The 22,687-nt window shown below is 61.4% G+C and carries 20 protein-coding genes; 7 read left to right on the top strand and 13 right to left on the bottom strand.

Annotated elements, in window-relative coordinates; translation table 11 throughout:
- Window positions 1-76: 76 nt before the first annotated feature.
- The 5 genes from MPZ60_RS22665 to MPZ60_RS22685 are packed head-to-tail and all read right to left on the bottom strand — an operon-like array spanning window position 77 to window position 4,374.
- Window positions 77-847, bottom strand: coding sequence for an ABC transporter permease (locus tag MPZ60_RS22665; RefSeq protein ID WP_003068629.1), 771 nt, complete (start codon window positions 845-847; stop codon window positions 77-79).
- Between the two features lie 8 nt (window positions 848-855).
- A complete protein-coding gene (locus MPZ60_RS22670; protein WP_034354830.1) occupies window positions 856-1,704 on the bottom strand; it encodes an ABC transporter ATP-binding protein in 849 nt (282 codons plus the stop codon).
- A gap of 57 nt (window positions 1,705-1,761) precedes the next feature.
- The gene (locus tag MPZ60_RS22675; RefSeq protein WP_034354834.1) at window positions 1,762-2,790 is read right to left on the bottom strand and encodes an ABC transporter substrate-binding protein; all 1,029 of its coding nucleotides are present in this window, start codon (window positions 2,788-2,790) and stop codon (window positions 1,762-1,764) included.
- 53 nt (window positions 2,791-2,843) lie between these two features.
- Window positions 2,844-3,344 carry a nucleoside deaminase gene (locus tag MPZ60_RS22680; RefSeq protein ID WP_034354837.1) on the bottom strand — a complete coding sequence of 167 codons (501 nt, stop codon included), beginning with the start codon at window positions 3,342-3,344 and terminating at the stop codon, window positions 2,844-2,846.
- A 13-nt stretch (window positions 3,345-3,357) separates the two neighbouring features.
- Entirely contained in the window at window positions 3,358-4,374 is a 1,017-nt protein-coding gene (locus tag MPZ60_RS22685) for an ABC transporter substrate-binding protein (RefSeq protein WP_034354840.1), read from the bottom strand.
- 474 nt (window positions 4,375-4,848) lie between these two features.
- Between MPZ60_RS22685 and MPZ60_RS22690 the strand changes: the two genes are divergently transcribed.
- Complete coding sequence (locus MPZ60_RS22690; RefSeq protein WP_034354843.1) at window positions 4,849-5,847, top strand: isopenicillin N synthase family oxygenase; 999 nt, start codon at window positions 4,849-4,851, stop codon at window positions 5,845-5,847.
- Between the two features lie 187 nt (window positions 5,848-6,034).
- Here the strand turns inward: MPZ60_RS22690 and MPZ60_RS22695 are convergent, their stop codons facing one another.
- The 6 genes from MPZ60_RS22695 to MPZ60_RS22720 all read right to left on the bottom strand — a co-directional run bounded on the left by MPZ60_RS22695 (window position 6,035) and on the right by MPZ60_RS22720 (window position 12,010).
- Complete coding sequence (locus MPZ60_RS22695) at window positions 6,035-6,289, bottom strand: acyl-CoA-binding protein (protein WP_003050754.1); 255 nt, start codon at window positions 6,287-6,289, stop codon at window positions 6,035-6,037.
- Between the two features lie 183 nt (window positions 6,290-6,472).
- Window positions 6,473-7,678, bottom strand: a complete 1,206-nt coding sequence (locus tag MPZ60_RS22700) for a porin (RefSeq protein WP_034354847.1) — start codon at window positions 7,676-7,678, stop codon at window positions 6,473-6,475.
- A 250-nt stretch (window positions 7,679-7,928) separates the two neighbouring features.
- Window positions 7,929-8,900: a quinone oxidoreductase gene (locus MPZ60_RS22705; RefSeq protein WP_003068616.1), complete on the bottom strand. Its 972-nt coding sequence runs from the start codon at window positions 8,898-8,900 to the stop codon at window positions 7,929-7,931.
- Between the two features lie 98 nt (window positions 8,901-8,998).
- On the bottom strand, window positions 8,999-9,967 hold the full coding sequence (locus tag MPZ60_RS22710) for a tripartite tricarboxylate transporter substrate binding protein (RefSeq protein ID WP_034354850.1): 969 nt from the start codon (window positions 9,965-9,967) through the stop codon (window positions 8,999-9,001).
- Window positions 9,968-9,984: 17 nt separating this feature from the next.
- The gene (locus tag MPZ60_RS22715) at window positions 9,985-11,043 is read right to left on the bottom strand and encodes a 3-keto-5-aminohexanoate cleavage protein (RefSeq protein WP_012840017.1); all 1,059 of its coding nucleotides are present in this window, start codon (window positions 11,041-11,043) and stop codon (window positions 9,985-9,987) included.
- A 118-nt stretch (window positions 11,044-11,161) separates the two neighbouring features.
- On the bottom strand, window positions 11,162-12,010 hold the full coding sequence (locus tag MPZ60_RS22720) for a TauD/TfdA family dioxygenase (protein ID WP_034354854.1): 849 nt from the start codon (window positions 12,008-12,010) through the stop codon (window positions 11,162-11,164).
- Between the two features lie 157 nt (window positions 12,011-12,167).
- Between MPZ60_RS22720 and MPZ60_RS22725 the strand changes: the two genes are divergently transcribed.
- Entirely contained in the window at window positions 12,168-13,202 is a 1,035-nt protein-coding gene (locus MPZ60_RS22725; protein WP_034354858.1) for an AraC family transcriptional regulator, read from the top strand.
- Here the strand turns inward: MPZ60_RS22725 and MPZ60_RS22730 are convergent.
- Window positions 13,189-14,400: a M20 aminoacylase family protein gene (locus tag MPZ60_RS22730; protein ID WP_034354861.1), complete on the bottom strand. Its 1,212-nt coding sequence runs from the start codon at window positions 14,398-14,400 to the stop codon at window positions 13,189-13,191. The two genes, MPZ60_RS22725 and MPZ60_RS22730, sit on opposite strands and share 14 nt — an antisense overlap.
- 84 nt (window positions 14,401-14,484) lie before the next feature.
- Window positions 14,485-15,645 (bottom strand): ABC transporter substrate-binding protein, encoded by a 1,161-nt coding sequence (locus MPZ60_RS22735; RefSeq protein WP_034391265.1) that lies wholly within the window; start codon window positions 15,643-15,645, stop codon window positions 14,485-14,487.
- Between the two features lie 159 nt (window positions 15,646-15,804).
- Between MPZ60_RS22735 and MPZ60_RS22740 the strand changes: the two genes are divergently transcribed.
- From MPZ60_RS22740 to MPZ60_RS22760, 5 genes are all read left to right on the top strand, one after another.
- Complete coding sequence (locus tag MPZ60_RS22740; protein ID WP_034354866.1) at window positions 15,805-17,868, top strand: molybdopterin-dependent oxidoreductase; 2,064 nt, start codon at window positions 15,805-15,807, stop codon at window positions 17,866-17,868.
- A gap of 195 nt (window positions 17,869-18,063) precedes the next feature.
- The gene (locus tag MPZ60_RS22745) at window positions 18,064-19,623 is read left to right on the top strand and encodes a sensor domain-containing diguanylate cyclase (RefSeq protein WP_003068601.1); all 1,560 of its coding nucleotides are present in this window, start codon (window positions 18,064-18,066) and stop codon (window positions 19,621-19,623) included.
- 304 nt (window positions 19,624-19,927) lie between these two features.
- On the top strand, window positions 19,928-21,523 hold the full coding sequence (locus MPZ60_RS22750) for a flavin monoamine oxidase family protein (protein ID WP_034354871.1): 1,596 nt from the start codon (window positions 19,928-19,930) through the stop codon (window positions 21,521-21,523).
- Between the two features lie 30 nt (window positions 21,524-21,553).
- Window positions 21,554-22,051 carry a cytochrome c gene (locus tag MPZ60_RS22755; protein ID WP_034354874.1) on the top strand — a complete coding sequence of 166 codons (498 nt, stop codon included), beginning with the start codon at window positions 21,554-21,556 and terminating at the stop codon, window positions 22,049-22,051.
- Between the two features lie 18 nt (window positions 22,052-22,069).
- Window positions 22,070-22,615 (top strand): RidA family protein, encoded by a 546-nt coding sequence (locus tag MPZ60_RS22760; protein WP_080746145.1) that lies wholly within the window; start codon window positions 22,070-22,072, stop codon window positions 22,613-22,615.
- Window positions 22,616-22,687 lie beyond the last annotated feature (72 nt).

The raw sequence follows: 22,687 nt of genomic DNA on the forward strand, positions 1-22,687 counted from the left end.
AGGCCAGCCGGATTAACGATCCGGCTGGCCTTTTTCGTTTTCAGGTGCTACGTTGACAGCGCTCAGAAACAATGCATCACTCGCCCTGGGAGCCGCGACGCGCCCAGCCCGTGGTGTGCTTTTCCAGCAGGTTGAACAGCTCATACATAACCATGGCCATGGCCCCCACCACGATCAGCCCCGCAAAGGCCAGACCCATCTGCATGGAAGATCCGGCGGAGACGAGCAGATAGCCGATACCCTCGTTGGCAGCCGTCATCTCGCTGACCGTGGTGCCGACGAAGGCCAGCGTGATCGCGACCTTGAGCGAGCCGTAGAAATACGGCAGGGAACGCGGCAGGCCGACCTTGATCAGCACGTCCCAGCGCTTGGCCCCCAGCACGCGCAACACATCCTCCAGTTCGGGCTCCAGCGTGGCCAGACCCGTGGCGATATTGACCATGATGGGGAAGAAGCTGATCAGAAAGGCCGTGAGAATGGCCGGGCCCGCGCCGATGCCGAACCAGACCACCAGAATCGGCACGAACGCTGCCTTGGGCAAGGCATTGAAGGCCGTCATCAGCGGATAGAAGGCCGCATAGGCCAGGCGCGAGGAGCCGATCAGAAACCCCAGCAGCACACCCACCACGATCGCCAGGGCAAAGCCTGCCATCGTCACCCAGTAGGTGCGCCAGGCATGCATGGCAATCGTGCCCGCAAACTCATAGAGCTGATGGCCTATGGCCCAGGGGCTGGGGAAGATGAACTCCGAGACGCCTAAGCCCGAGCAGATGATCTGCCAGAGCAGGACGATCAGCAGCAACAGCAGCCAGGGAGCCCAGCGCTCGGCGGTTTTTTGATGTTTCATGATGCGCCTTATTGAGGAATGGCGGCAGCGGTTTCGGGGCCGCTCTTGCGCAGGGCGCCGATATGGCCGCGCAGCTCGTAGACAATGTCCGAGAACTCGGGGGTGTAAGTGACCTCCAGATCACGCGGGCGCGGCAGGTCGATGTCGCGGCGCACCACGAAGCGGCCCGGGCTTTTGCTCATCACATAGACGGTATCGGCCAGGAACACGCTCTCACGCAGATCATGCGTGACCAGAATCACATTGAACTTCTGTTCGGCCTGCAGGTCGCGCAAGATGCACCACAGCTCCTCGCGGGTGAAGGCATCGAGCGCGCCAAAGGGCTCGTCTAGCAGCAGCATCTGCGGCTCGTGAATCAGGGCGCGGCAGATGCTGGCGCGCTGCTGCATGCCGCCGGACAGCTGCCAGGGAAATTTGCGCTCATAACCCGACAGGCCCACCTTGCCCAGCAGCTCGATGGCACGTGCTTCGTATTCCTTGCGCTTTTGCTTGAACTGCGAACGGTGCGGCTCCACGATCTCCAGCGGCAGCAGCACATTGTCCAGCGTGGTGCGCCAGGGCAGCAGCGAGGAGGACTGGAAGGCCATGCCCGAGATCTTGAGCGGCCCTGTCACGCGCTGGCCATCGACCGCGATACGGCCCATGGAGGGCATCTTCAGGCCCGTGGTGAGCTTCATGAAAGTGGACTTGCCGCAGCCCGAAGGACCGACGATGGCGATGAACTCGCCGCGCTGCACCGTGAGGTCGATGGCCTCCACCGCAAAGTGGTTGGCCTGCAGCAGCTCTTCGTTATAGGCCAGCCAGACGTCCTTGAATTCGACGAAGGGCCGGGCAGCTTCTGTATCTGATGATTTCATAAAAACAGGCTGCAGCTCCTGTCACACAAGCGCATACAGCTATCAATCAATGAGCAATTACTTTTTGGGAAAGACGTCGAGTTCTGCGACGGGCGGCAAGAAGCGGCCGTTCCAGACAAGCTCAGGATTCACCCGCGTCTTGGTCGCATAGACGTCCGAGATCTGGGAAGCCATCAGCGCCATGCGTGTCGGGCTGACCTGGCCAAAGCCCTCGCCGCGCGCATCGGCGGTGTTGATCACCGTGTCGATCGCCAGTTGCAGGCGGCGGATTTCCAGAGCAGTGTTGACGATGCCGTCGCGCTCCTTCACATAGGCGATGGCACTACCGGGATTGGCCATGACTTCCTTGGCGCCCTTGCTGAAGGCCTTGAGGAAGGCGCGCACGGCTTCGGGGTTCTCGCGCACCAGCTTGGCACTGGCGATGATGGCGTTGCCATAGAGCTTGACACCGTTGTCGGCAAACGGCATGACCGCCACATCGGCCGCCTTCACGCCACGCGCCTCCAGATTCAGCAGCGAAGTAAAGGTAAAGCCCGTGATGGCATCGACATCGCCGCGCACCAGCATGGTCTCGCGCAGCGGCGGATCCATGGTGGTCCATTGCACATCTCCGACCTTGTTGGCCTTGGCAAACAGCGGGAAGCCGCGCCGGCCGGCATCAAAGACCGGCGCTCCCAGCTTCTTGCCCGTCAGGTCCGCCGGCTTGGCGATGGCGCTCTTCTTGAGCGCCATGACCGAGGCTGGCGTGTTGTTGTAGACCATCATCACGGCCACGGGCTTGTCTTTGACATCGGGGTTGTTGGCATGAAACTCCATAAGTGCGGCCAGATCGGCAAAGCCCATGTCGTAAGAGCCCGATGCCACGCGCTGAATCGCGCCGCCCGAGCCGCTGCCGGCATCAACCGTCACATTCAGGCCCGCTGCCTGAAAATAGCCCTTGGCGGCGGGCTGCAGAAACAGCGCGGCAGGTCCTTCGAAACGCCAGTCGAGCTGGAATTTGATGGGCGTGGCGGCAAAGGCCGCCGTGGCACTGGCAAAGCTGCCCAGGGCCAGAACGGATTGCAGGAACAGGCGCTTGGTTTGCATGGTGGCTTCCCTCTCTCTATGTCAATGAATTGCTGTTGGGTTCGTGTCGGCGCTCAGACCTTCCAGGCACCCTGGTGCGAACTGCTGGCCTCTTCGATCAAGGCCGGCCCGATACATTCGATGGCGTGCGAAGCGGCCTGAAACACATCGCGGCAGGACAGCTCGGCATCCTTCTGATCGAGCCGCTCGCCACGGAACACGCGCAGCCGCTCCGCATCGATGCCATAGACCACTCGGCCGATGGCGGACCAGAAGATCGCGCCGGCGCACATCACGCAGGGCTCGGCAGACGAGTACAGCGTGGCAACGGCCAGCTCATCGCGTGAATGCAAAGGACTGGCCAGGCGGATGGCGGACAACTCGGCATGGGCCGTGCAATCGCCGCTCTCGCCGTTGGCATTGCTGGCCTCGGCCAGCACGCGCCCATCTGCAGCCACGATCAGCGCGCCAAACGGACGGTTGCCGCGCTCGCGCGCCACATCCGCGAGCGCAATGGCCTGGCGCAGATAGCGACCATCGCTGTCATTCAAGGTCTGGACTTGAGGCAGGGGCATGGTGGCTTCCTCCTCAGGCCTTGAGCATGCGCGCCGACCTGGCGGGCAGCATGCTGCTGTTGAACAGTGCATCGGCAGATGGCGTGGTCTTGAGCGCAAAGGTCTGCACCACGCTGTCCAGCTGCTGCTCCAGCAAACGCTTGCTGAAGTCGCCCAGTCCATGGCTTTTCGTATCTGCCGCGGCCACATACTGTGCAGTGATGGACCAGCGCTCCAGCTCCAGCTTCTCATCGAGAATCGGCTCGCGCTGGCGCACTGCGGCAATGCCTGCAGCGGGGTTGGCAAGGCATTCCACAATCGCACGGTTGGTGGCGCGCAGGAAAGCGGCCACGACCTGCGGCTTCTCAGCGATCAGCTGGCTGGACGCCAGGATCGCATTGCCATACAGATGAACGCCGGCATCGCTGTAGCGCAGTATGGAGAGTTCCTCGGGCTTGAGGCGCGCAAACAGCGAAACCGCCGAATCATGAAAATAGGTGGCGGCATCCACATCGCCACGCACCATGACGTTGTCGCGTGCCGAGAACTCCGTCGTCGACCAGGCAAACAGATCGGCGGGCAGATTCCTTCGCCGCGCCACCATGGGCCAGGCACGGCGCGTGGACTCCACTGCCGCTGCAGCCACCTTCTTGCCCTTGAGACTTGCGAAATCCGAAGTGATGCCTCTGTCCTTGCGCCCGATGATCACAAAAGGCGCGCGGTTGTAGTACTGGTAGACGGCCTGGACGCGAGGTGTGCCGGCGTTTTGCGCATTGAACTCGATCAGCGAACTGACATCGCCCAGTCCGAGCTGGTAGGCACCGCTGGCGATACGAGTAATCGAAGCCACCGAGCCCGACCCTACGTCCAGACTCACATCCAGCCCTTCATCGCGGTAGTAGCCGTTTTGCTGTGCCAGAAAGAACGGCGCCGTCTGGCCGTTGACGCGAAAATCCAGCGTGAATTTCAGCGGAGTCAGCGACTTGCCGTGGGCATGAACCCAGGGTGCGCCGCAAAGAGGCAGGGCAGCAAGGAAATGGCGACGTAGCATGGTGGAACTCTCAGGTCTCTGGCGACAGGAACGCCAGCAGCTGCCGCTGCTGACAGGACTTGAGCAATTTCCGGGCACTGCACGCGGATGCAGGCTGAACGCTTCTACTCGTTCAACCTTCTAGCAATTGGCGTGCCTGCTTTGGGTTGCGCCTTGCCAGGTATCAAAAAAGTGCATGCAAAAGAGATGGATGCATGGATTCATGCACGGCAATGCACCAGATTGAAGCCATGCACCAAAACCAAGAGTGCCCGCGCCCTGGAAAATGGCTGGCACGCTGTTTGCTGCACTCAAATCAAGAGTAGAAGCGTTCAGCACGGTGCTCTGACCTTTCCTCGGTCAGCAGCTTCGCGGGTCATTGCTCTTGAAGTGGGTGCGGCAGCCGGCCGTGCCTGGTATCCACACTTCAGATGCCCGCAGCCCCAAGCCTCACTGGCAACGCCGGTGTCTGAAGTCATCGCAAGAGAGATTCTTATGCAGACCATGACCAGCCACTCTTACAGCCTTGGCGAACTGAACAAGGAAGCCCGCATGGGCGGGCAAGGTGCAGAAACCTCGGCGCGCGAAGTTCGCGTCATAGACATCAGTGACTTCGAGCAGCGCAAGCAGGAGATTGCCGAGCAGATCTGGAGCGCATCGGTGGAAATCGGCTTCTTCCAGGTTTCCGGCCACGGCATTGCCCAGGCCGATATCGACGCCGCGTTCTGCAGAGCCGAGCAGCTATTCGCCTTGCCGCCCGAAACCAAGGCTCAATGGCCGCTATCGCGCAATGCAGGTTGGGAGCACAAGGCACAGATTCGCCCTTCCACGCGCACTCCCGACCAGAAAGAGTCCTATCAGGTCACACGCCCGCGCATGCAAGGCTTGTGGCCCAGCGAGCAGGAGTTGCCCGGCTTCAAGCAAGCTACTCTGGCCTTTGAGCATCAATGCTGGCAGGTTGGCATGCAACTGCTGTCCTGCTTTGCCTACAAGCTGGGCTTTGACGATGAATTCTTCACCCGCGCACATGACCCCGTCGTGCCCAGCTACCAGAGCACGCTGCGCATGCTGCATTACTTTGCCGTGGACCCGGCACTCAAGGACGAGATCAGTCTGTGGCGGGCTGGCGCACATACGGACTTCGACTGCCTGACGTTGCTGTTCCAGCGCGCCGGTCAAGGCGGTCTGCAGGTGCTGCCCGGCAAGGAGGCCGATGCCCAGCAATGGACACCCGTGCAGCCTGTGGATGGCGTCATCACCTGCAATATCGGCGACATGCTGATGCGCTGGAGCGACGACCAGTTGCCCAGCAACTTCCACCGCGTGCGCAACCCTCTGCCCCATGAGTACCAGGGGGCCCGCTATAGCCTGGCCTTCTTCTGCCAGGCCAATGAGGATGCGGTGATAGAAGGGCCGGCCAAAAAATATCCGCCCATCACAGGGGCGGAATATTTGCGTCAGCGCATCAGCGCCAATTTCTCGAACAGGTACTGACCCCCTGAGCAGCCCTGCCGCTTCCCCCAAGGGGACGACACCCTCGGGGCGGCCCTTCCTCGGTGTCCCTGGCTTGGGGGTGCGCCAGGTTCCAGCCCTCCGTCTTTGGTGCAGTGTGATCTGGTCTGAATTGAAACGACAAAGCCCCGGATCCCGGGGCCTTGTCGGCGATCAGGGGTGGCGCGGATCAGCGCAGCGACTCGATGAGATCGATGTACTGCTGCTTGGCCTCATCCGGCGTCGTGCCTTCCAGCTTGGCCCAGGCATCCCACTTGGCGCGGGCCACCATGTCGGTGAAGCTGGGCTTCTTGGCTTCGTTGTCACCCTCGGTCGCCTGCTTGTACAAGGCATAAATCTTGAGCAAGGTGGCGTTGTCGGGACGCTCGCCGAGCGAGGTGGAATTCTTGACGGTCTCTTCAAACCGGGCGTTCAGATCGGACATGAAAGGTCTCCTGGGCTTTAATAGTCGAGGCCAGTGTAGCCAAAAATTCGGAAAATTAGAACGACCGTTCTTTTTATTTCACAAAGTACTGCAACGCCGGCAAGCAAGCAGCCCTTTGCGACACGCACTCCCTCAAATCCGCCTCTTCGTGATTCGCCTCGCAGCAGCAGCAACGGACTGCCTTCAGAACATCATGCGCAGACCCGCATCAAAGCCCAATGCGCTGCGTGGCTGCATGCCGGGGCTGTTGCTGTAGGCCGGTTGCGGCATGATGACCGGGCTGCTGACGGCCAGCGGCGTCACACCCATCACCGCAGGATTGTTGTGTCCATTGCTCACGCTGATACGTGACACCGTGGTGTAGAGCGCCGTGCGTTTGGAGAGGTTATGCACATAACCCAAGGCCAGCTTGTTCACCGATGCGTCGCCGGTTCCCTGCCCATTTTTGAATTGCACCCTGGCCACTGACGCCCTGAGCTGATGCAGTCCGACAGGGATTTGCACACCAGCCAGAAGCCCGTCATAGCGGTCTGTGGCCCGCACATCGCTGCGCGCATTGCGCACCTGCGACCACTCGCCCAACACACGGACCGGACCGAAGTTGTACGAACCTCCCAGGTTCAGGGACTTGATGGTTTCCTTGCGGCCGTTGAAAGTGCCCAGCATGCTTTCGCCATAGCCCAGCGCAATATCGGTAGGGCCGCTGGCCCAGCCAATGCGCCCACCGGCATAGCGGCCGCGCCTGGCATCATTTTCCGGGAAAGCATACATCAGCTGACCATAAATTCCGCCCAGCCCTGTAGGCAGGTGGTAGCCGATGGAGTTGTTGGCGCGCAGATAATTGTCCGTGCCTGCCGACAAACCGTTTCCCAGCAAGCGCTCGGGCAGCGTGCCGCTGGTCTGCGTACTCAGCGCACGGTTGATGGCCAGGTTGCTGCTGACCACCGCCAGCAAATTGACGCCCACGCCGTTGACGGAATAGGGATCAAAGGCCCAGTCATTCAGAAACGACGGCGTGTGATCACGCCCAAGGCGCAGCTCGCCCCAATTGCCCGCTAGGCTGACGGTGGAGCGTCGCCCAAAGTTCAGCGCACCGCCACCCGTGTCGTTGGTCACAGGCGCTTCCAGCCACATGCTGGCAGACATTCCAGCCCCCAGATCTTCAACGGCACGAACACCCAGACGGCTGGCCAGATTACCCGAGGGTGACAGCGCCCAGATACCTTGGCTGGCCGTGCGGCCGGAGCCATCCCAGGAATTGCTGCGCACCATGTAGCGGCTGACGCCCGCATCCATGACACCGAACAGCGTCACGGATGACTGAGCGCTGGCCAGGCTGCTGGCGGACAATGCAAATAGACTCCAGATATAGCGTGAAATACGTGGCATTTCATGTCTCCTTTTCGTTATGAATTCGCGGTATTGATCCGCGAAATCACTCTAGAAAAGGAAGGCTGCAGCTCTTGTGCAGTTGATGTCATTCATTGCTTATTTGGTGCCATGCTCCCAAGGTGAAATCCCTAGGAATGTCGCCCTGCCGCATGGCCAATGTCAGACAGAAAAAAGCCGGCGCCTTGGAAAAGGCACCGGCACGGATTTTCGCAATGGCTTTACCCGCCCAACATTTGCGCCAAGCAGTTCATGGCACGAGTACCGTGGCCCCCACAGTCTTGCGCGCTTCCAATGCGCGATGGGCTTGTGCTGCCTCTGCCAAGGCAAACTCCTGCTGCGGCTCGCTCACGATGCGCCCCGCCAGCACGTGCTCGAACAGCTCTGCAGCCATCTCCAGCATATGTGAGCGGGGCTGGATGTAATGCATCATGGCCGGCCGGGTCATCCAAATCGAGCCTTTGGCGGCCAGCAGCGATGAGTCCACCACCACGGAGCCGGAAGAGGTTCCGTTGCTGACCAGCGAGCCACGTGGCTGCAGGCAATCGAGCGAGTCCATCAGTGTGTCCTTGCCTACCGAGTCGTAAACCACGGGAACGCCCTTGCCTGCCGTGATTTCCTTCACTCGCTCGACGATGTTTTCACGCGAAGTCACAATGGTGTGCGCGCATCCGTTCGCCCTGGCCAGTTCGGCCTTCTCATCCGTGCTGACCGTACCAATCATGTTGACCCCCATGGCGCGGGCCCACTGACAGGCAATCAGGCCTACGCCTCCGGCAGCTGCGTGATAGAGAATGGTTTCACCGCCCTGCAGCGGATAGACCTGACGGAACAGATACTGGGCCGTCATGCCTTTCATCATGAGTGTGGCTGCCGTACGGTCTGAAATTCCGTCGGGCAACGGAATCAGCACTTCTGCAGGCATCACACGCGCCTGTGCATAAGCGCCTTGCGGACCGATCAGATAGCCAACGCGGTCACCCACCCGGATATCCGTCACACCCGTTCCGACGGCCTCGACCACACCGACGGCATCCGAGCCCAGCCCGTTGGGCAAGGCCAACGGATAACGCCCGGAGCGGAAGTACACATCGATGAAGTTGAGCGCGATATAGCTATGCCGCACGCGCGCCTGGCCTGGGCCGGGGTCTCCCACGGCAACGTTTTCCAGTCGCAGGACTTCTGGACCGCCAGTCTCGTAAAAGCGAATGGCCTGAGTCATGAAATGCTCCTGTATCTATTGAGGTGCAGCAAGCGCTGCAAAGCAAAAGTCCGGGCATCCTCAGTCGCAGACATGCCCGGACCGATTGACGAGCCGATTCAGTTCAGCTTGATGCCGAAATTCCTGACGATCTCGCCATTGCGCTGGTATTCGGCCTGCAGATCGGTAGACAGTTGCTCCAGAGTGCGCTCCTGGCGAATCGGCTCAAAGCCTGTGGCCGCATAACGTGCCTGCACCGCCTGGCTGGCGTTGACTTTTTGCAGCGTGGCATTGATCTTCTCCAGCAACGGCTGCGGCGTCTTTGCCGAAGCAAACACACCGGCCCAGTTGCTGAAATCAAGCTCCGGATAACCGACCTCGGCCATCGTCGGCACATTGGGAAAATCGGACAAGCGGCTCTTGTAAGCAACGGCCAGCAGCTTGACCTTGCCGCTGGGAACCAGCGGCTTGGTGGTCACGGAGCCGTCGAACATCAGCGGAATCTGATTGCCCATGATTTGTGCCAGTGCCGGTGCCGAACCTGGAAACGGCACATGCTGCATGTCCAGCCCCGCCTTCTGATTCAGGATCGCCCCTGCGTACTGCGATGCCGTCCCCTGGCTGTAGGAGGCAAAGGACAGCTGACCCGGATGGGCCTTGATATAGGCAATAGCCTCCTTGGCATCCTTGGCAGGGAACTGAGGCGAAGCAATGAAGACCATGACGGAGCGAGCCATCTGCGAGACGGGTCTGACATCCTTCATGGCATCAAAGCCCCCCTTGAGCACATGCGGAACCTCGGTCAGGATATTGGTCACCGTCACCAGCAGGGTATTGCCGTCTGAGGGCTGGGACAGCATGTATTTCACCGCCATGGCACCGCCGGCACCTGGGCGGTTTTCCACAATCACAGGCTGTTTGAGCTCATGCGCCAACTGATCGCTGATGATGCGAGCAAACACATCGATCGTGCCGCCGGGCGGGGCAGGAACAATGAGCTTGACGGGCTTGTCGGTGAAAGCGAAGGCGCTGCCAGTTGGCAAAGCTGCAGCCAGAGCAATGGACAGCAAGACTGGAATGCGTTGCATCGTGCGCTCCTTTGGACTCAGGCGACTTTGCGCAGAAAACCCTGCTGAGCACCGTTGCGATTCGGAGCAAATCCGTTCCTTGCCAGGCTCTCCTCCACCGTGTCGTAGAACACGCCGATCTGGCAGATCTCGCGCGCCTGGGCAGGAGTGGCGATGGGGCGGCTGCATTCCTTGGCAATGCGCACCAACTGCTCTATCTGCTCCACCGTGCCCATTTTTCGGGTTCGGGTCTGATTCCACAGATTGTCTTCGGTGCCGCAGCGCACATGCAGGCCCATGGCAATGCCCATGAGATTGATGGGCAGCACGTTCAGCACCGAGGCTTCTACCGTGAGCACCGCACCGTCGGGCACGGCGCGCACAAAATTGGCCAGGCTGTAGACGCTGGGCTGGTCCATGCCGCCGCCGATGGCCACCCAGTTCAGCACCAGCGGACCTTTGTAGATGCCGCGACGCATCAGCCGCTCCACCGACTCGAAGCTGTTGATGTTGTAGCACTGGAAGGCACTCTGAATGCCGGCCGCACTCAGGCGACGTATATGTTCTTCGGCCCAGCCCGGCTGTGCTGGCACGGTCATTTCCTTGTAGGCATTGAACACCGCAGGGTCCTCCATCGAAGTGCCCTCGATATCCCGCGCATCGAACTGCTCCAGAATGTTCATCTGCGAGGTATTGATGGTCACCGTCACCTGATCGGGCTTGGGGTCCAGCTCGGCCAGCATGTGGCGGGTATCGTCAGACAGCCATTTGGCGGCCGCGCCATCGGTTTCGGGTGCAAAGCTGATCGACCCGCCCACCTGGATGATCATGTCCGGGACGCGGGCACGCACGCCGGCAATCAGCTCGTTGAACTTGGAAAGCCGCTTGCTGCCGCGGCCGTCGAGCTCGCGTACATGCAAGTGCAGCACCTGGGCGCCGGCGTTGTAGCAGTCCACGGCTTTTTGAATCTGCTCCTCCATCGTGACGGGAATTTCGCCGGGGAAGTCCTCCGGCAGCCACGAAGGTGCATAAGGAGCTGCAGTGATGATGAGAGGCTGCTGATTTTCGGCAACCAGGTGACCGTCGAGGAAATTCATGATGGTGTCTCCGTTGTTATATGAATGCCATGCCCGCGCTCAGAGCCTTGCGTACAACTGTGCCTGCATCGCACCGCCCGGCCAGGTTCTGCGCCTTGCCACGGGCGTCTTTCGATGCTCAAAAAGTCGGTGTGCCAATGATTCCGGCGCGCTCCATCTTTCGATGGCTGGGCGGGTAGTCCATCACCGCGTAATGCTGTGTCGCGCGGTTGTCCCAGATGGCGATGCTGTCGGGCTCCCAGCGCCAGCGGACCTGGTACTCGGGGATCGCGGCCTGGCTGATCAAGAACTGCAGCAGACTGGATGAGCCCTGGGTGAAGTCCTGACCCACACGCACATTGGTGGGCGTGTGGAAGTTCGTGAAATGAGTGGTGAAGCCGCTGACAAACAGCACTTTTTCACCGGTTTCCGGATGTGTACGAACCACCGGGTGCTCCGCATCCGGAAACTGCGCCTTGAGAGCCAGACGCTTCTGCGCAGGCATGGCGGCGCCAAAGGTGCACTCGATGCTGTGGCGTGCCCGTAGCGGGGCTATCACGTCCTTGATATGCGATGGAAGCATCTCGTAAGCCAGCGCCATATTGGCCCACATGGTGTCGCCGCCGACAGGCGGACATTCGACGCAGCGCAGCACGCAGCCCATGGGCGGCACCTCGCGCCAGGTGGCATCGCAATGCCAGGAGTTTTCATACCGGTCCAGCGGCTTGTCCGGCGTCTTGTAGATCTGCACCAGGCCGGGATGCTCGGGGTCGCTGCCGACCACCGGGTGGTCCTCCAGCTCGCCAAAACGCCGGGCAAAACCGACATGCTCGGCGCGACTGATACTCTGGCGGCGCAAGAACAGCACCTTGTGCTTGAGCAAGGCCGTCTTGATCTCTGCGAAAAGCCCATCATCGCGCAGCGCATCCGCCAGTTGCACATCGACCAACTCCGCGCCTATGGCACAGGTCAGAGGGTTTATCTGCATCACTGTCTCCTACACTTTTTTGAACCCAGGCTTGTTGCTAGTCTCTGCCGCCCGGTAAGTCCACTGTAGAAAACCTGTGTCACATAGGTTGTGCATTTCATGCCGCACGCTATGCATCTCATGCCAGAATTTCTCCGACTTTTTGCGTGGAGCAGTCATGGTCACTTTTGTGCGCGCGGCATCTCTGACGAATTTCTCGGAACTCTTCAGCGAACTGGGAGGAGATCCTGATGCGGCATTGCGTCGTGCCGGCCTGCGCCCAGCCGTGGTGCGCGAGCAGGATCAGCTGATCGATGCGCTGACGGCCGGGCGCCTGCTGGAAGAAGCTGCAAGCATCACGGGTTGCGAAAACTTCGGGCTGCGCATGGCGCAATCGCGGCAGGTTTCAAACTTCGGTGTCGTCAGCCTTTTGTTGCTGCACCAGCCCACATTGCGCAAGGTGCTGAGCACGCTGATCGAGCATGTGCACATGCTCAATGAGTCGCTGGTGATTCATATGGACGACGCCAATGGCGTCGTGGTTCTGCGCGAAGAGTTCACCCTGCCGGATGCATTGCCGCAATCCATGGAGCTGGCAATCGGCGTGCTGTTTCGCACCTGCAACCTGCTGCTGCATGAGCAATGGCGCCCGCTGCGGGTCTGCTTCAGCCACCCCGCGCCCGGCGACACCGGCATGCACAAGCAGGTGTTTCGTTGCCGCGTGGAGTTTGATGCGGACTTCAACGGCATTGTGTTTCGCACCGAGGACCTGGATGCTCCCAACCCCTTGGCCGACCCGGTTCTGGTGCGCTATGCCAAGACCATGGTGGACACCACGCAGCAGGGCCGTCAGGCCTCCATCGGCCAGCAGGTGCGCAAGGCCATCTATCTCATGCTGCCCTCGGGCAATGCCACCTGCATCTGCGTGGCCCAAGGTCTGGGGCGCAGCGTACGGACCCTGCAGCGCGAGCTTGACAGTGAAGGCCTGAGCTTTACCGACCTGCTGCAGGAGGTTCGCTCGGATCTTGCCCAGCGCTATGTGCGCAACCCTGACTACCCTGTGGGCCAGATCGCCTCCATGCTGGGCTACAACAGCCACAGTGCCTTCACACGCTGGTTCAGCACGCTCTTTGGCTGCCCGCCTGAGGTCTGGCGTGAAAGAAATCTTCCACCCAACGCGCAACGGCGGGCGCCAGCCTTCAGCCGCGCGTAGGCTGGTCCAGCCAGCGCTGGGCCAGCTTGACCCAGAAGGTCGCACCCAGCGGAATCAGCGCATCGTTGAAGTCGTAGCTGGGGTTGTGCAAGGTACAGGGGCCACCGCCATGCCCGAGGGCGCGATGATCACCATCGCCGTTGGCGATAAAGCAGTAGGCACCGGGCTTTTCCAGCAGCATGAAGGCGAAGTCCTCGGCCCCCATGGATGGCTCTTGCGGCACCACACCGGCATCGCCCAGAATCTCGCGCATCACGGCCTGGGCAAACTCGGCCTCGGGGGCGGTGTTGATGGTGGGCGGGTAGTTGCGCACGAACTCGAACGTGCATTGCGTGCCATGCGCCGCACAGACGGCCTCGCTGATCTGCTGCATGCGCTGCTCGATGAGGTCCAGCACCTCCAGCGTGAAGGTACGCACCGTGCCCTGCAGCTCCACGCTGTCCGGCACGACGTTGGTAGCCTCGCCGGCATGAACCATGGTGACCGACACCACGCCCGCCTCAATGGGCTTGACGTTACGGCTGACGATGGTCTGGAAAGCCATGATGAGCTGTGCCGCCACGGGTACCGGGTCCACCACCATATGCGGCATGGCCGCGTGGCCGCCCTTGCCGCGCACCACGATCCTGAATTCGTTGCTGGATGCCATGGCGGGCCCCGCACCCACGGCCATGGTGCCGGCCTTCATGCCCGGCCAGTTGTGCATGCCAAACACAGCCTGCATGGGGAACTGCTCGAACAGTCCGTCGTTGACCATCTCGCGGGCACCGCCACCGCCTTCCTCGGCAGGCTGGAAGATGGTGTAGACCGTGCCCTCGAAGCTGTCGCGATGTGCGGCCAGATATTGCGCCGCCGCCAGCAACATGGCCGTGTGGCCGTCGTGACCGCAGGCATGCATCTTGCCCGCATGGCGGCTGGCATGGTCAAAGGTGTTGAACTCCTGCATGGGCAGGGCATCCATATCGGCGCGCAGGCCGATGGCTCGGCCGCTACTGCCGCCGTCACGACCGTGGATGATGCCCACCACACCGGTCATGCCCAGACCACGATGGATTGCTATGCCCCATTGCTCCAGCTTCGCCGCGACCAGATCCGAGGTCCGTATTTCCTCGAAACACAGCTCGGGGTGGGCGTGGATATCGCGACGCAGCGCGGCAATGTCAGGGGCGCTTGCTTGAAGTTCGGGCAGCAGGGCCATGCGCTCTCTCCTTGGGGTCATCAATGGCAAAGATGCCATGATGACCCAAAGCGGGAGAGCTTGCGCCCTGCGCGCCTCAAAGCCTCACACCCGGACCTTTCCGTCGCCCGTGAGCATGGACAGCTCCACAAAACGCGGCTTGCCCGCCTGCGCACGGAAAGCGATGGGAAAGCCCGCAACCTGCTGGCCATTCATCGCCTCCAGTGCCGCCACCAGGCCATCGCGCTGCAGGCGACCTGCGGCAGAGGCAGATTTCAGCGCTTCGCTCACGACACGGGCAGCCAGATAGCCTTCCATGCTGGAGTAATCGGGCTGCAGCGAAGCGCCTCCTTTCTGCAGCGCGGCCTGAAACTCACGCGCCAGTGGATGCGAGGCTTTGAAGGGCGAGGGCACGACCTGGGTGACCACCACGCCCTCGGCCTCCTTGCCAAGGGCCTGCGCCAGTGCAGAAGTTCCCACGAACGACACGTTGTAGAACTGACCGCCATAGCCTGCCTGGCGTGCCGCTCGCACAAAGGCAGCGCTGGCCGCATAGGTGCCGACCTGCACGATGACATCGGCACCCAGCGGCACCAGAGTCTTGACGGCCTTGGCCACATCCTGGGAGTTGCGCTCCACCGTCGCGGCCCCCACGGGTTTGAGGCCATGGCCTTGCAGCGCCTGCATCACCCCCTCGAGACCTGACTGACCATAGGCGTCGTTCTGATGAAACACCGCGATCTTCTTGAGGCCCAAAGAAACCAGCTGTCTGACCATGAGCGCGGTTTCATCGGCATAGGAGGCGCGCAGATTGAAGACCGTCTGGGCCAGCTTGGGATCGCGCAGGCCGGCGCCCCCCGTCAGTGGAGCAATCAGCGGCAGCTTGGCCTTCTGCAGCAAAGGCAGTGACGCCATGCTGGTGGGCGTGCCCAGATAGCCAAACAAGGCCATCACATCATCGGCAATGAATTTTTGGGTATTGGCCACGCAGCGCTCTGGCTCATAGCCATCGTCCAGCGTGCGCAGCTCCACCTGGCGGCGGCCGATGCCGCCCTGGGCATTGAGCTGATCGAAATACAGCTTGGCGCCCTGCACAAACTGCATACCCAGCTGCGCTGAAGGACCGCTCAGCGCACAGGACTGCCCAAGCACAATGGGCCCGCTCGAATCCTGGGCATGACTTGCGCCGATCCAGCTCCCGGCTGCCACAGCTGCGCCAGCAGTCATGAATTGACGACGATTCCACTCCACTCGCTTGTACTGCATTGCTCTTGATCTCTCTACGGGCTACTCATTGCTACGGGCTGGATCGGCCCGTTTCTGGGGTCTTGCATCTCAGGTTTCTTGACATGGATGCGCGCCGCATAATAGGCCCACAAAACGGTCTTCAGCCGCAAACCGGTCCAGATTTTTCGAGCCCACGACATGCCTCATATCGTTCAAGTACGCGGCGCCTGCCCGCATGACTGCCCGGACACCTGCGCTCTGGTCACCACGGTGATCGATGGCACGGCCACCAAGGTGCAAGGCAATGCAGAGCACGCTCACACGGGCGGCGTGCTCTGCGCCAAGGTCAGCAAGTACACCGAGCGCACCTACCACGCCGGGCGAGTACTGCAGCCGCTCAAGCGCAGCGGCCCCAAAGGCAGCGGCCAGTTCACCCCCGTGAGCTGGGAAGAAGCCCTGAGCGATATTGCCCAGCGCCTGCACGGGATTGCCCGGCGCGCGCCCGAAGCCATACTGCCCTACAGCTATGCCGGCACCATGGGACTGGTGCAGAGCGAGAGCATGGACCGACGGTTTTTTCACCAGTTGGGCTCCAGCCTGCTGGATCGCACCATCTGCGCCAGTGCCGGCAGCGAGGCGCTGACCGCTACCTATGGCGGCAAGCTGGGCATGCGTGTGGAGTTCTTTGCCGAAAGCAAGCTGATCCTGATCTGGGGCAGCAACAGCATTGCCAGCAATCTTCATTTCTGGCGCTATGCACAGGAAGCCAAGCGCCAGGGCGCCAAGCTGATCTGCATAGACCCGCGCAAGAGCGAGACCGCCGACAAATGCCAGGAACACCTGCAACTGCTGCCCGGCACCGATGCGGCACTGGCATTGGCGCTGATGCACGAGCTGATCGTGCACGACTGGCTGGACCACGACTACATCGCCCAACACACCCTCGGCTGGGAGGCACTCAGGGCCAGAGCATTGCAATGGCCACCCGAACGCGCGGCCAGTGTCTGTGGCCTGAGCGTGGAACAGATTCAGTCCTTGGCACGTGATTACGGCACGACCAGACCAGCGGCCATTCGCCTCAATTACGGTATGCAGCGGGCGCGCGGCGGCGGCAATGCCGTGCGCGCCGTGGCCTGTTTGCCGGCTCTTGCCGGCGCCTGGCGCCACCGTGCTGGCGGGCTGCTGCTGTCCGCCTCGGGGGTCTCGCCGTTCAAGCGCGCAGATCTGCAAATGCCCCAGCTGCTGGGCGAGCGTCGCCCACGCACGCTGAACATGAGCCAGATTGGCGATGTGCTGCTGCATGGGGGCGATGCCGGCTTCGGCCCCAAGGTGGAAGCCGTCGTGGTCTATAACAGCAATCCCGTGGCGGTGGCGCCAGAGTCGGCCAAGGTGGCTGCGGGCTTTGCGCGCGAAGATCTGTTCACCGTGGTGCTTGAGCATTTCTTGACCGACACCGCAGACCATGCCGATTATGTGCTGCCCGCCACCACGCAGCTAGAGCATTGGGACGTCCACGGCAGCTACGGCCATACCGATGTGCTGCTGAATCGCCCCGCGATCGAGCCCCAGGGCCAGGCACGCAGCAACGCGCAGATCTTTCGCGATCTGGCCATGCATATGGCCCGGCTGGACCCCGCTTTTGCTGCGGCATGTTTCTCGGAGTCCGACGAAGCTCTATGCCGTGCAGCAGTTACACATACTGCGATTGATTTCGAAGACCTTCTGCAACGGGGCTTTGCCCATATTCCGCTGCCCGATGCGCCATTTGCCGAAGGTGGCTTTGCCACGCCTTCGGGCAAATGCGAATTCGACAACCCAGCCCTGGCGCGGCTGGGCATCAACACCCTGCCCGACTACCTGCCCAATTACGAGCCGCCCACGGCCGCCTACCCGCTGGCCATGATCTCGCCGCCGGCACGCAACTTCCTCAACAGCAGCTTTGCCAATGTAGCCAGTCTGTCCCGCATGGAAGAGCGCCCGCTGCTGGAGATGCACCCCGATGACGCAGCTGCGCGCGGCATTGCCGACGGTGACCGGTTACGCGTCTTCAACCAGCGCGGCGAGCATGTCTGCCACGCCGCCGTCAACGGCCGCGCTCGCGCCGGCGTGGTGGTGGGCCTGGGCATCTGGTGGCGCAAGCAGGGAGCCAACGGAACGAATGTGAACGAGCTGACGCATCAGCAGCTCACCGATATTGGCCGAGCGCCCTGCTTCTACGACTGCGCGGTACAGGTGGAAAAGTTCAAGGAGTTGTCAGCCTGACACCGCTGCATTGTGGTTGACCATGAGCAGGGCCACGGCGCGAGCAACCATAATGCAGACACTCAATGAATATGCGGCCGGGGTCTGAGCCTGTCAGAGCACACAGGTACAGCGCAGAGCCGCCCTGCTCTCGCGACATCATCTGTGAAGAAATCTCTCCCCTGGCACCGCCGGCTTGCGCCTAACCGGCTTGATTTGCGTCGACTGATCCTGGTCCTGACCATCTGCAGCGCGCTGATCCCGTTTCTCAACACCTTCTATGCCGGCTATCTGGTGCAGCGCCAGCAGCTGATAGACAACACGCTCGAAGGTCACCATGCCTATGCGACCAAGCTGGCGCAGAGCACGGATGATTTTCTGCAGTCCGCCCTGCAGCAGCTGGAATACAGCGCCAATCTGATGGGCGCGCACATGGATGACGTGGACTATCTGGCCAAGGAGGCCACACGTCTGCGCCTGCAAACCAAGAGCTTCAACTCCGTCACCATCATCGACCCAACGGGCTATGTGCTGGCGACATCGCCCGAAACCCTGCAGATCAAGGGCAAGACGCTGCAAAGCGCCGGAGTGACACAGACATTGAGCACTCGCGGGCCCGTCATCAGCCAGCCCTATATGTCCACGGCCGGCAACTACATCGTCTTTGTCTCGCAGCCCATTTTCGACCCTCAGGGCGAATTCCTGGGAGCGGTAGGCGGCAGCATCTACCTCAAGGAAGACAGCATCCTCGACACCCTGCTGGGCTCGCACTTCTACCAGGATGGCACCTATGTCTATGTGGTGGACCAGAACAAGCACATCATCTATCACCCCGACAACCACCGTATCGGCGATCAGGTGATCAACAACGATGTCATCAACGCCGTGATCCGAGGCGAGTCGGGTACGGCGCCAGTCGTCAACAGCAAGGGAGTGGAAATGCTGGCCGGCTATGCCGTCATCCATGCCTCGGGATGGGGCATTGTGGCCCAGCGCCCCAAGGCGGCCACGCTGGCCCCGCTCAACAAGCTGATGCGCTCCGTGCTCTACAAGACCCTGCCCATCGCCCTGCTGATGCTGGTGGTCATCTGGTGGAGCGCGCGCCGCATTGCCAGCCCGCTGCGCCAGCTCGCCAATGGCGCTCACGATATGGACAAGCCCGAGACGGCGCAGAACATCCAGGCCGTCAAGTCCTGGTACTTCGAGTCCTACGAACTCAAGAAAGCCATGCTCAAGGGCCTGGGCCTGCTGCAACGCAATATCACCAAGCTGCGCGAGGACGTGAACACCGATCCGTTGACCGGGCTGGGCAATCGCCGCCATCTGGAGGCAGCCATCAGCGCCTTTCAGACGCAAGCGCTGCCGTTCTCGGTGATTGCCATCGACATCGACCACTTCAAGCATATCAACGACGGTTTTGGCCACGATACAGGCGACGAGGTACTCAGACAGCTCGCACGCACCATGCGCGAGGTCTCGCGTGTCGATGACCTGCCCTGCCGCGTGGGTGGCGAGGAGTTTCTGCTGCTGCTGCCCGGCACAGGGCTGGAGGCCGCCGCCCATGCCGCCGAGCGCCTGCGTCAGCTGGTCGAGAAAATGGAGATACCGCCCGTGGGCCATATCACCATCTCGCTGGGCGTGGCCCACTGGCCCGACAGCGATCCCGATATCAAGGCCGTCTTCCAGCAGGCCGATGCCATGCTCTATGCCGCCAAGCGGGGTGGACGCAATCGTGTCATGGTCAGTAAGGCCTGCGAGCCTCCCAGCGAGCTCTGAGCCCGGCAGCACCGTAGTTCCGCTCCCACACTCAAGGCGTATCCGCTGTCACAGCCGATACGCTTTTTTTGCAGCTTATTGTGTGACTCCGTTGCACCAATTTGGCCATTGACGCTTCAAATTAGTGAGCATGCACCATAAGCGTTAAAAGGATTGAGCGCAAATTGATCTGAATTCCATAACAAGTAACTGATTTCATTGAACTAATACCTTGAGCCCTCTGACCTGGCACAGCTCTTGCTGAAAACCCTTGCCCCGCAACCCCGGATGGACAGCGGAATACACAACAGCAAAGGAATTTCAGATGCCAGAGCCAAGCAAGCATGTCAGTCGCAGACAACTGCTCTCGATGATCGGAAAGGTCGCGGGCGGCAGTGCCATGTACCAAGCCATGAGTTCACTGGGCTACGCCGCCGAGTCGCATTACAGCGGTCCGGTCAAGCTCGGCAACGCCAGACCTGGCGCGTCGGTGCTGGTGCTGGGCGCGGGCCTGGCAGGCATGGTGGCAGCCCACGAGTTGCGCGCGGCGGGCTACAAGGTGCAGTTGCTTGAATACCAGAGTCGCGCCGGCGGCCGATGCTGGACGCTGCGCGGCGGCGATGAGTTCAGCGAACTCGACGGTACACGCCAGAAAGTGGGCTTTGCCAAGGGCAACTACTTCAACCCCGGCCCCTGGCGCGTGCCCTACCACCACCATGCGATGCTGGACTACTACAAGCGCTTCGGAATCAAGCTCGAAGCCTTCAACCAGGTCAACTACAACGCCTATCTGCACAACAGCAAGGCCCTGGCTGGCAAGCCCCAGCGCTTTCGCCATGTGCAGACCGATGTCTACGGTCATGTGGCCGAGCTGCTGTCCAAGGCTACCAATCAGGGGGCGCTGGACCAGAGCGTCAGCCGGGAAGACAAGGAACGCCTGCTGGAGAGCCTCAAGGCCTGGGGCGTGCTGGACAAGGAGTACCGCTACCGCGCCAGCAATGCGGTCAGCGATTTCCGTGGCTACGACATCGACCCCGGCGGTGGCCTGATGGCGCAGGCCAAACCGTCGACGCCCATGGGCCTGCACGAGCTGCTCGAATCCAATTTGTGGCGCCAGATGGGCGTGGGTAATATCTACGAATTCCACAGCGCCATCTTCCAGCCCGAAGGCGGCATGGACATGCTGGCCCAGGCCATGGCGCGCGATCTGGGCTCGGCCATACGCTACAACGCCAAGGTCACCAAGATCGCCCAGAACGACAAGGGCGTGACCGTGGACTATGTGGACGCCCTCAAGCCCGGCGCCACACTGCAGGCCCGCGCCGACTGGTGCGTGTGCACGATTCCGCTGTCCATCCTGAGCCAGATCGAAGTGCAGGCCAGCAGCGCCATGCAAAACGCGATTGCTGCCGTGCCCTATGGCAGCTCCATGAAGGTCGGTCTGGAGTTCAAGCGCCGCTTCTGGGAAGAGGACGAGCGCATCTACGGCGGCATCAGCTACACCGATCTGCCGATTCAGCAGATCTCCTACCCCTCCACCGGTTATATGGGCAACGGCCCCGCCGTGCTGCTGGGCGCCTATGCCTTCGAGAACTCCAACAGCTACCGCTTCTCCTCGCTCAAGCCGGCCGAGCGCATTCGTCTGGCGCTGGAGTACGGCGCGCAGATTCATCCGCAGTACAAGCAGGAGTTCCTCAACGGTGTGTCGGTAGCCTGGCATCGCATGCCCTGGATCAACGGCTGCTTCGGCAACTGGACCGATGCGCTGCGCGAGCAGCACTACAAGGATCTGGCCCAGATCGACGGTCGCCTGGTGCTCGCGGGCGAGCATGTCTCGTACATCCCCGCCTGGCAGGAAGGTGCCGTGCTGTCTTCGCTGGACGCCATCCAGCGTCTGCACGCCAAGGCCTCCAGCCTCTGATCGCCCATGTCTGCAACAAGGAACTTCACCATGCACACATTGCACCGTCTTTGCTCCGCTTTCGCCCTGGCCCTGGGTCTCTCCGGCGCCGTCCTGGCCCAATCACAGGGCATGAAAACCCAGGATGTGAAAAACCTGCAAACGCTGCAGTCTGCCGCCGTTCTTTCCATCTCGCCCGCCGATACCCAGGCGCTGATGCAGAACTTCTCTGCGGTCCGTCCACGCTTCAGCCAGAGCGGCGGAGAGACCCTGTACCAGGCCATCTGCCAGGGATGCCACATGGTCAAGGGCGAAGGCGCCAAGGGTGCCGGCTTCTACCCCGCGCTGGCCTCCAACCCCAAGCTGGCAGCCGCCGCCTACCCGGCCTCGGTCGTCATGAACGGCCTGCACGGCATGCCGTCCTTTGCCAGCAAGCTGTCCGACGAGCAGATTGCCGACGTCGTGAACTATGTGCGCAGCAACTTCGGCAATCAGTACCCGGACAAGCTGTCTGCCGCCGACGTCAAACCCTTTCGCGTCACCCCATAAATCCATTCAGGAGATCACATGAACGTTCCATCCATCTTCAAGACCGCCACCACCGCCGCCCTGCTGGGCGCTGCAGTCCTGCTCACCGGCTGCGCAGCCACCACCTCCGGCGGTGGCGATATCCTGCGTTACAAGACACCGGGCTCGACCTTCCCCATCGCCGCAGCCGTGGAAATTCCCACCGATGCCCGCACCGTCTACCTCTCGGGCAAGGTGCCGCCCGTGGTGGACAAATCCAAGCCCGCCACTGATCCTGCTGCCTATGGCGGCGACACCGAAGGCCAGACCATGGCCATCCTCAAGGGCCTGGAAGAGCAGCTCAAGAGCATGAATCTCGGCATGAGCGATGTGGTGAAGATGCAGGTCTTCCTGGTGGCCGACCCCGCCAAGGGCAACAAGATGGACTTTGCCGGCTTCATGCGTGGCTACACCCAGTTCTTTGGCACGGCTGCCCAGCCCAACCTGCCCGCACGCTCGGCCTTCCAGATTGCAGCCCTGGCCAACCCGGCCTGGTATGTGGAAATCGAGGTCGTGGCAGTGCGTGCCGCCAAGCCCGCCAAGTAAGTGATGCACCGACCTCTGCTCCAGCCCCTGGAAAAATAAACCGGGTCGCATTCATCGCCTGCCCCGTCAGCG

This window comes from Comamonas sp. 7D-2 (assembly GCF_022749555.1).
GTDB classification, from domain to species: domain Bacteria; phylum Pseudomonadota; class Gammaproteobacteria; order Burkholderiales; family Burkholderiaceae_C; genus Comamonas; species Comamonas thiooxydans.

What these genes read in the sequence shown, in the direction of transcription:
- MPZ60_RS22710 (WP_034354850.1), bottom strand. Translation starts at nt 9,967, where the DNA reads ATGCAACGCATTCCAGTCTTGCTGTCCATTGCTCTGGCTGCAGCTTTG.
- MPZ60_RS22705 (WP_003068616.1), bottom strand. Translation starts at nt 8,900, where the DNA reads ATGACTCAGGCCATTCGCTTTTACGAGACTGGCGGTCCAGAAGTCCTG.
- MPZ60_RS22695 (WP_003050754.1), bottom strand. Translation starts at nt 6,289, where the DNA reads ATGTCCGATCTGAACGCCCGGTTTGAAGAGACCGTCAAGAATTCCACC.
- MPZ60_RS22720 (WP_034354854.1), bottom strand. Translation starts at nt 12,010, where the DNA reads ATGCAGATAAACCCTCTGACCTGTGCCATAGGCGCGGAGTTGGTCGAT.
- MPZ60_RS22700 (WP_034354847.1), bottom strand. Translation starts at nt 7,678, where the DNA reads ATGCCACGTATTTCACGCTATATCTGGAGTCTATTTGCATTGTCCGCC.
- MPZ60_RS22755 (WP_034354874.1), top strand. Translation starts at nt 21,554, where the DNA reads ATGCACACATTGCACCGTCTTTGCTCCGCTTTCGCCCTGGCCCTGGGT.
- MPZ60_RS22715 (WP_012840017.1), bottom strand. Translation starts at nt 11,043, where the DNA reads ATGAATTTCCTCGACGGTCACCTGGTTGCCGAAAATCAGCAGCCTCTC.
- MPZ60_RS22665 (WP_003068629.1), bottom strand. Translation starts at nt 847, where the DNA reads ATGAAACATCAAAAAACCGCCGAGCGCTGGGCTCCCTGGCTGCTGTTG.
- MPZ60_RS22760 (WP_080746145.1), top strand. Translation starts at nt 22,070, where the DNA reads ATGAACGTTCCATCCATCTTCAAGACCGCCACCACCGCCGCCCTGCTG.
- MPZ60_RS22750 (WP_034354871.1), top strand. Translation starts at nt 19,928, where the DNA reads ATGCCAGAGCCAAGCAAGCATGTCAGTCGCAGACAACTGCTCTCGATG.
- MPZ60_RS22740 (WP_034354866.1), top strand. Translation starts at nt 15,805, where the DNA reads ATGCCTCATATCGTTCAAGTACGCGGCGCCTGCCCGCATGACTGCCCG.
- MPZ60_RS22680 (WP_034354837.1), bottom strand. Translation starts at nt 3,344, where the DNA reads ATGCCCCTGCCTCAAGTCCAGACCTTGAATGACAGCGATGGTCGCTAT.
- MPZ60_RS22730 (WP_034354861.1), bottom strand. Translation starts at nt 14,400, where the DNA reads ATGGCCCTGCTGCCCGAACTTCAAGCAAGCGCCCCTGACATTGCCGCG.
- MPZ60_RS22690 (WP_034354843.1), top strand. Translation starts at nt 4,849, where the DNA reads ATGCAGACCATGACCAGCCACTCTTACAGCCTTGGCGAACTGAACAAG.
- MPZ60_RS22735 (WP_034391265.1), bottom strand. Translation starts at nt 15,645, where the DNA reads ATGCAGTACAAGCGAGTGGAGTGGAATCGTCGTCAATTCATGACTGCT.
- MPZ60_RS22685 (WP_034354840.1), bottom strand. Translation starts at nt 4,374, where the DNA reads ATGCTACGTCGCCATTTCCTTGCTGCCCTGCCTCTTTGCGGCGCACCC.
- MPZ60_RS22675 (WP_034354834.1), bottom strand. Translation starts at nt 2,790, where the DNA reads ATGCAAACCAAGCGCCTGTTCCTGCAATCCGTTCTGGCCCTGGGCAGC.
- MPZ60_RS22670 (WP_034354830.1), bottom strand. Translation starts at nt 1,704, where the DNA reads ATGAAATCATCAGATACAGAAGCTGCCCGGCCCTTCGTCGAATTCAAG.
- MPZ60_RS22725 (WP_034354858.1), top strand. Translation starts at nt 12,168, where the DNA reads ATGGTCACTTTTGTGCGCGCGGCATCTCTGACGAATTTCTCGGAACTC.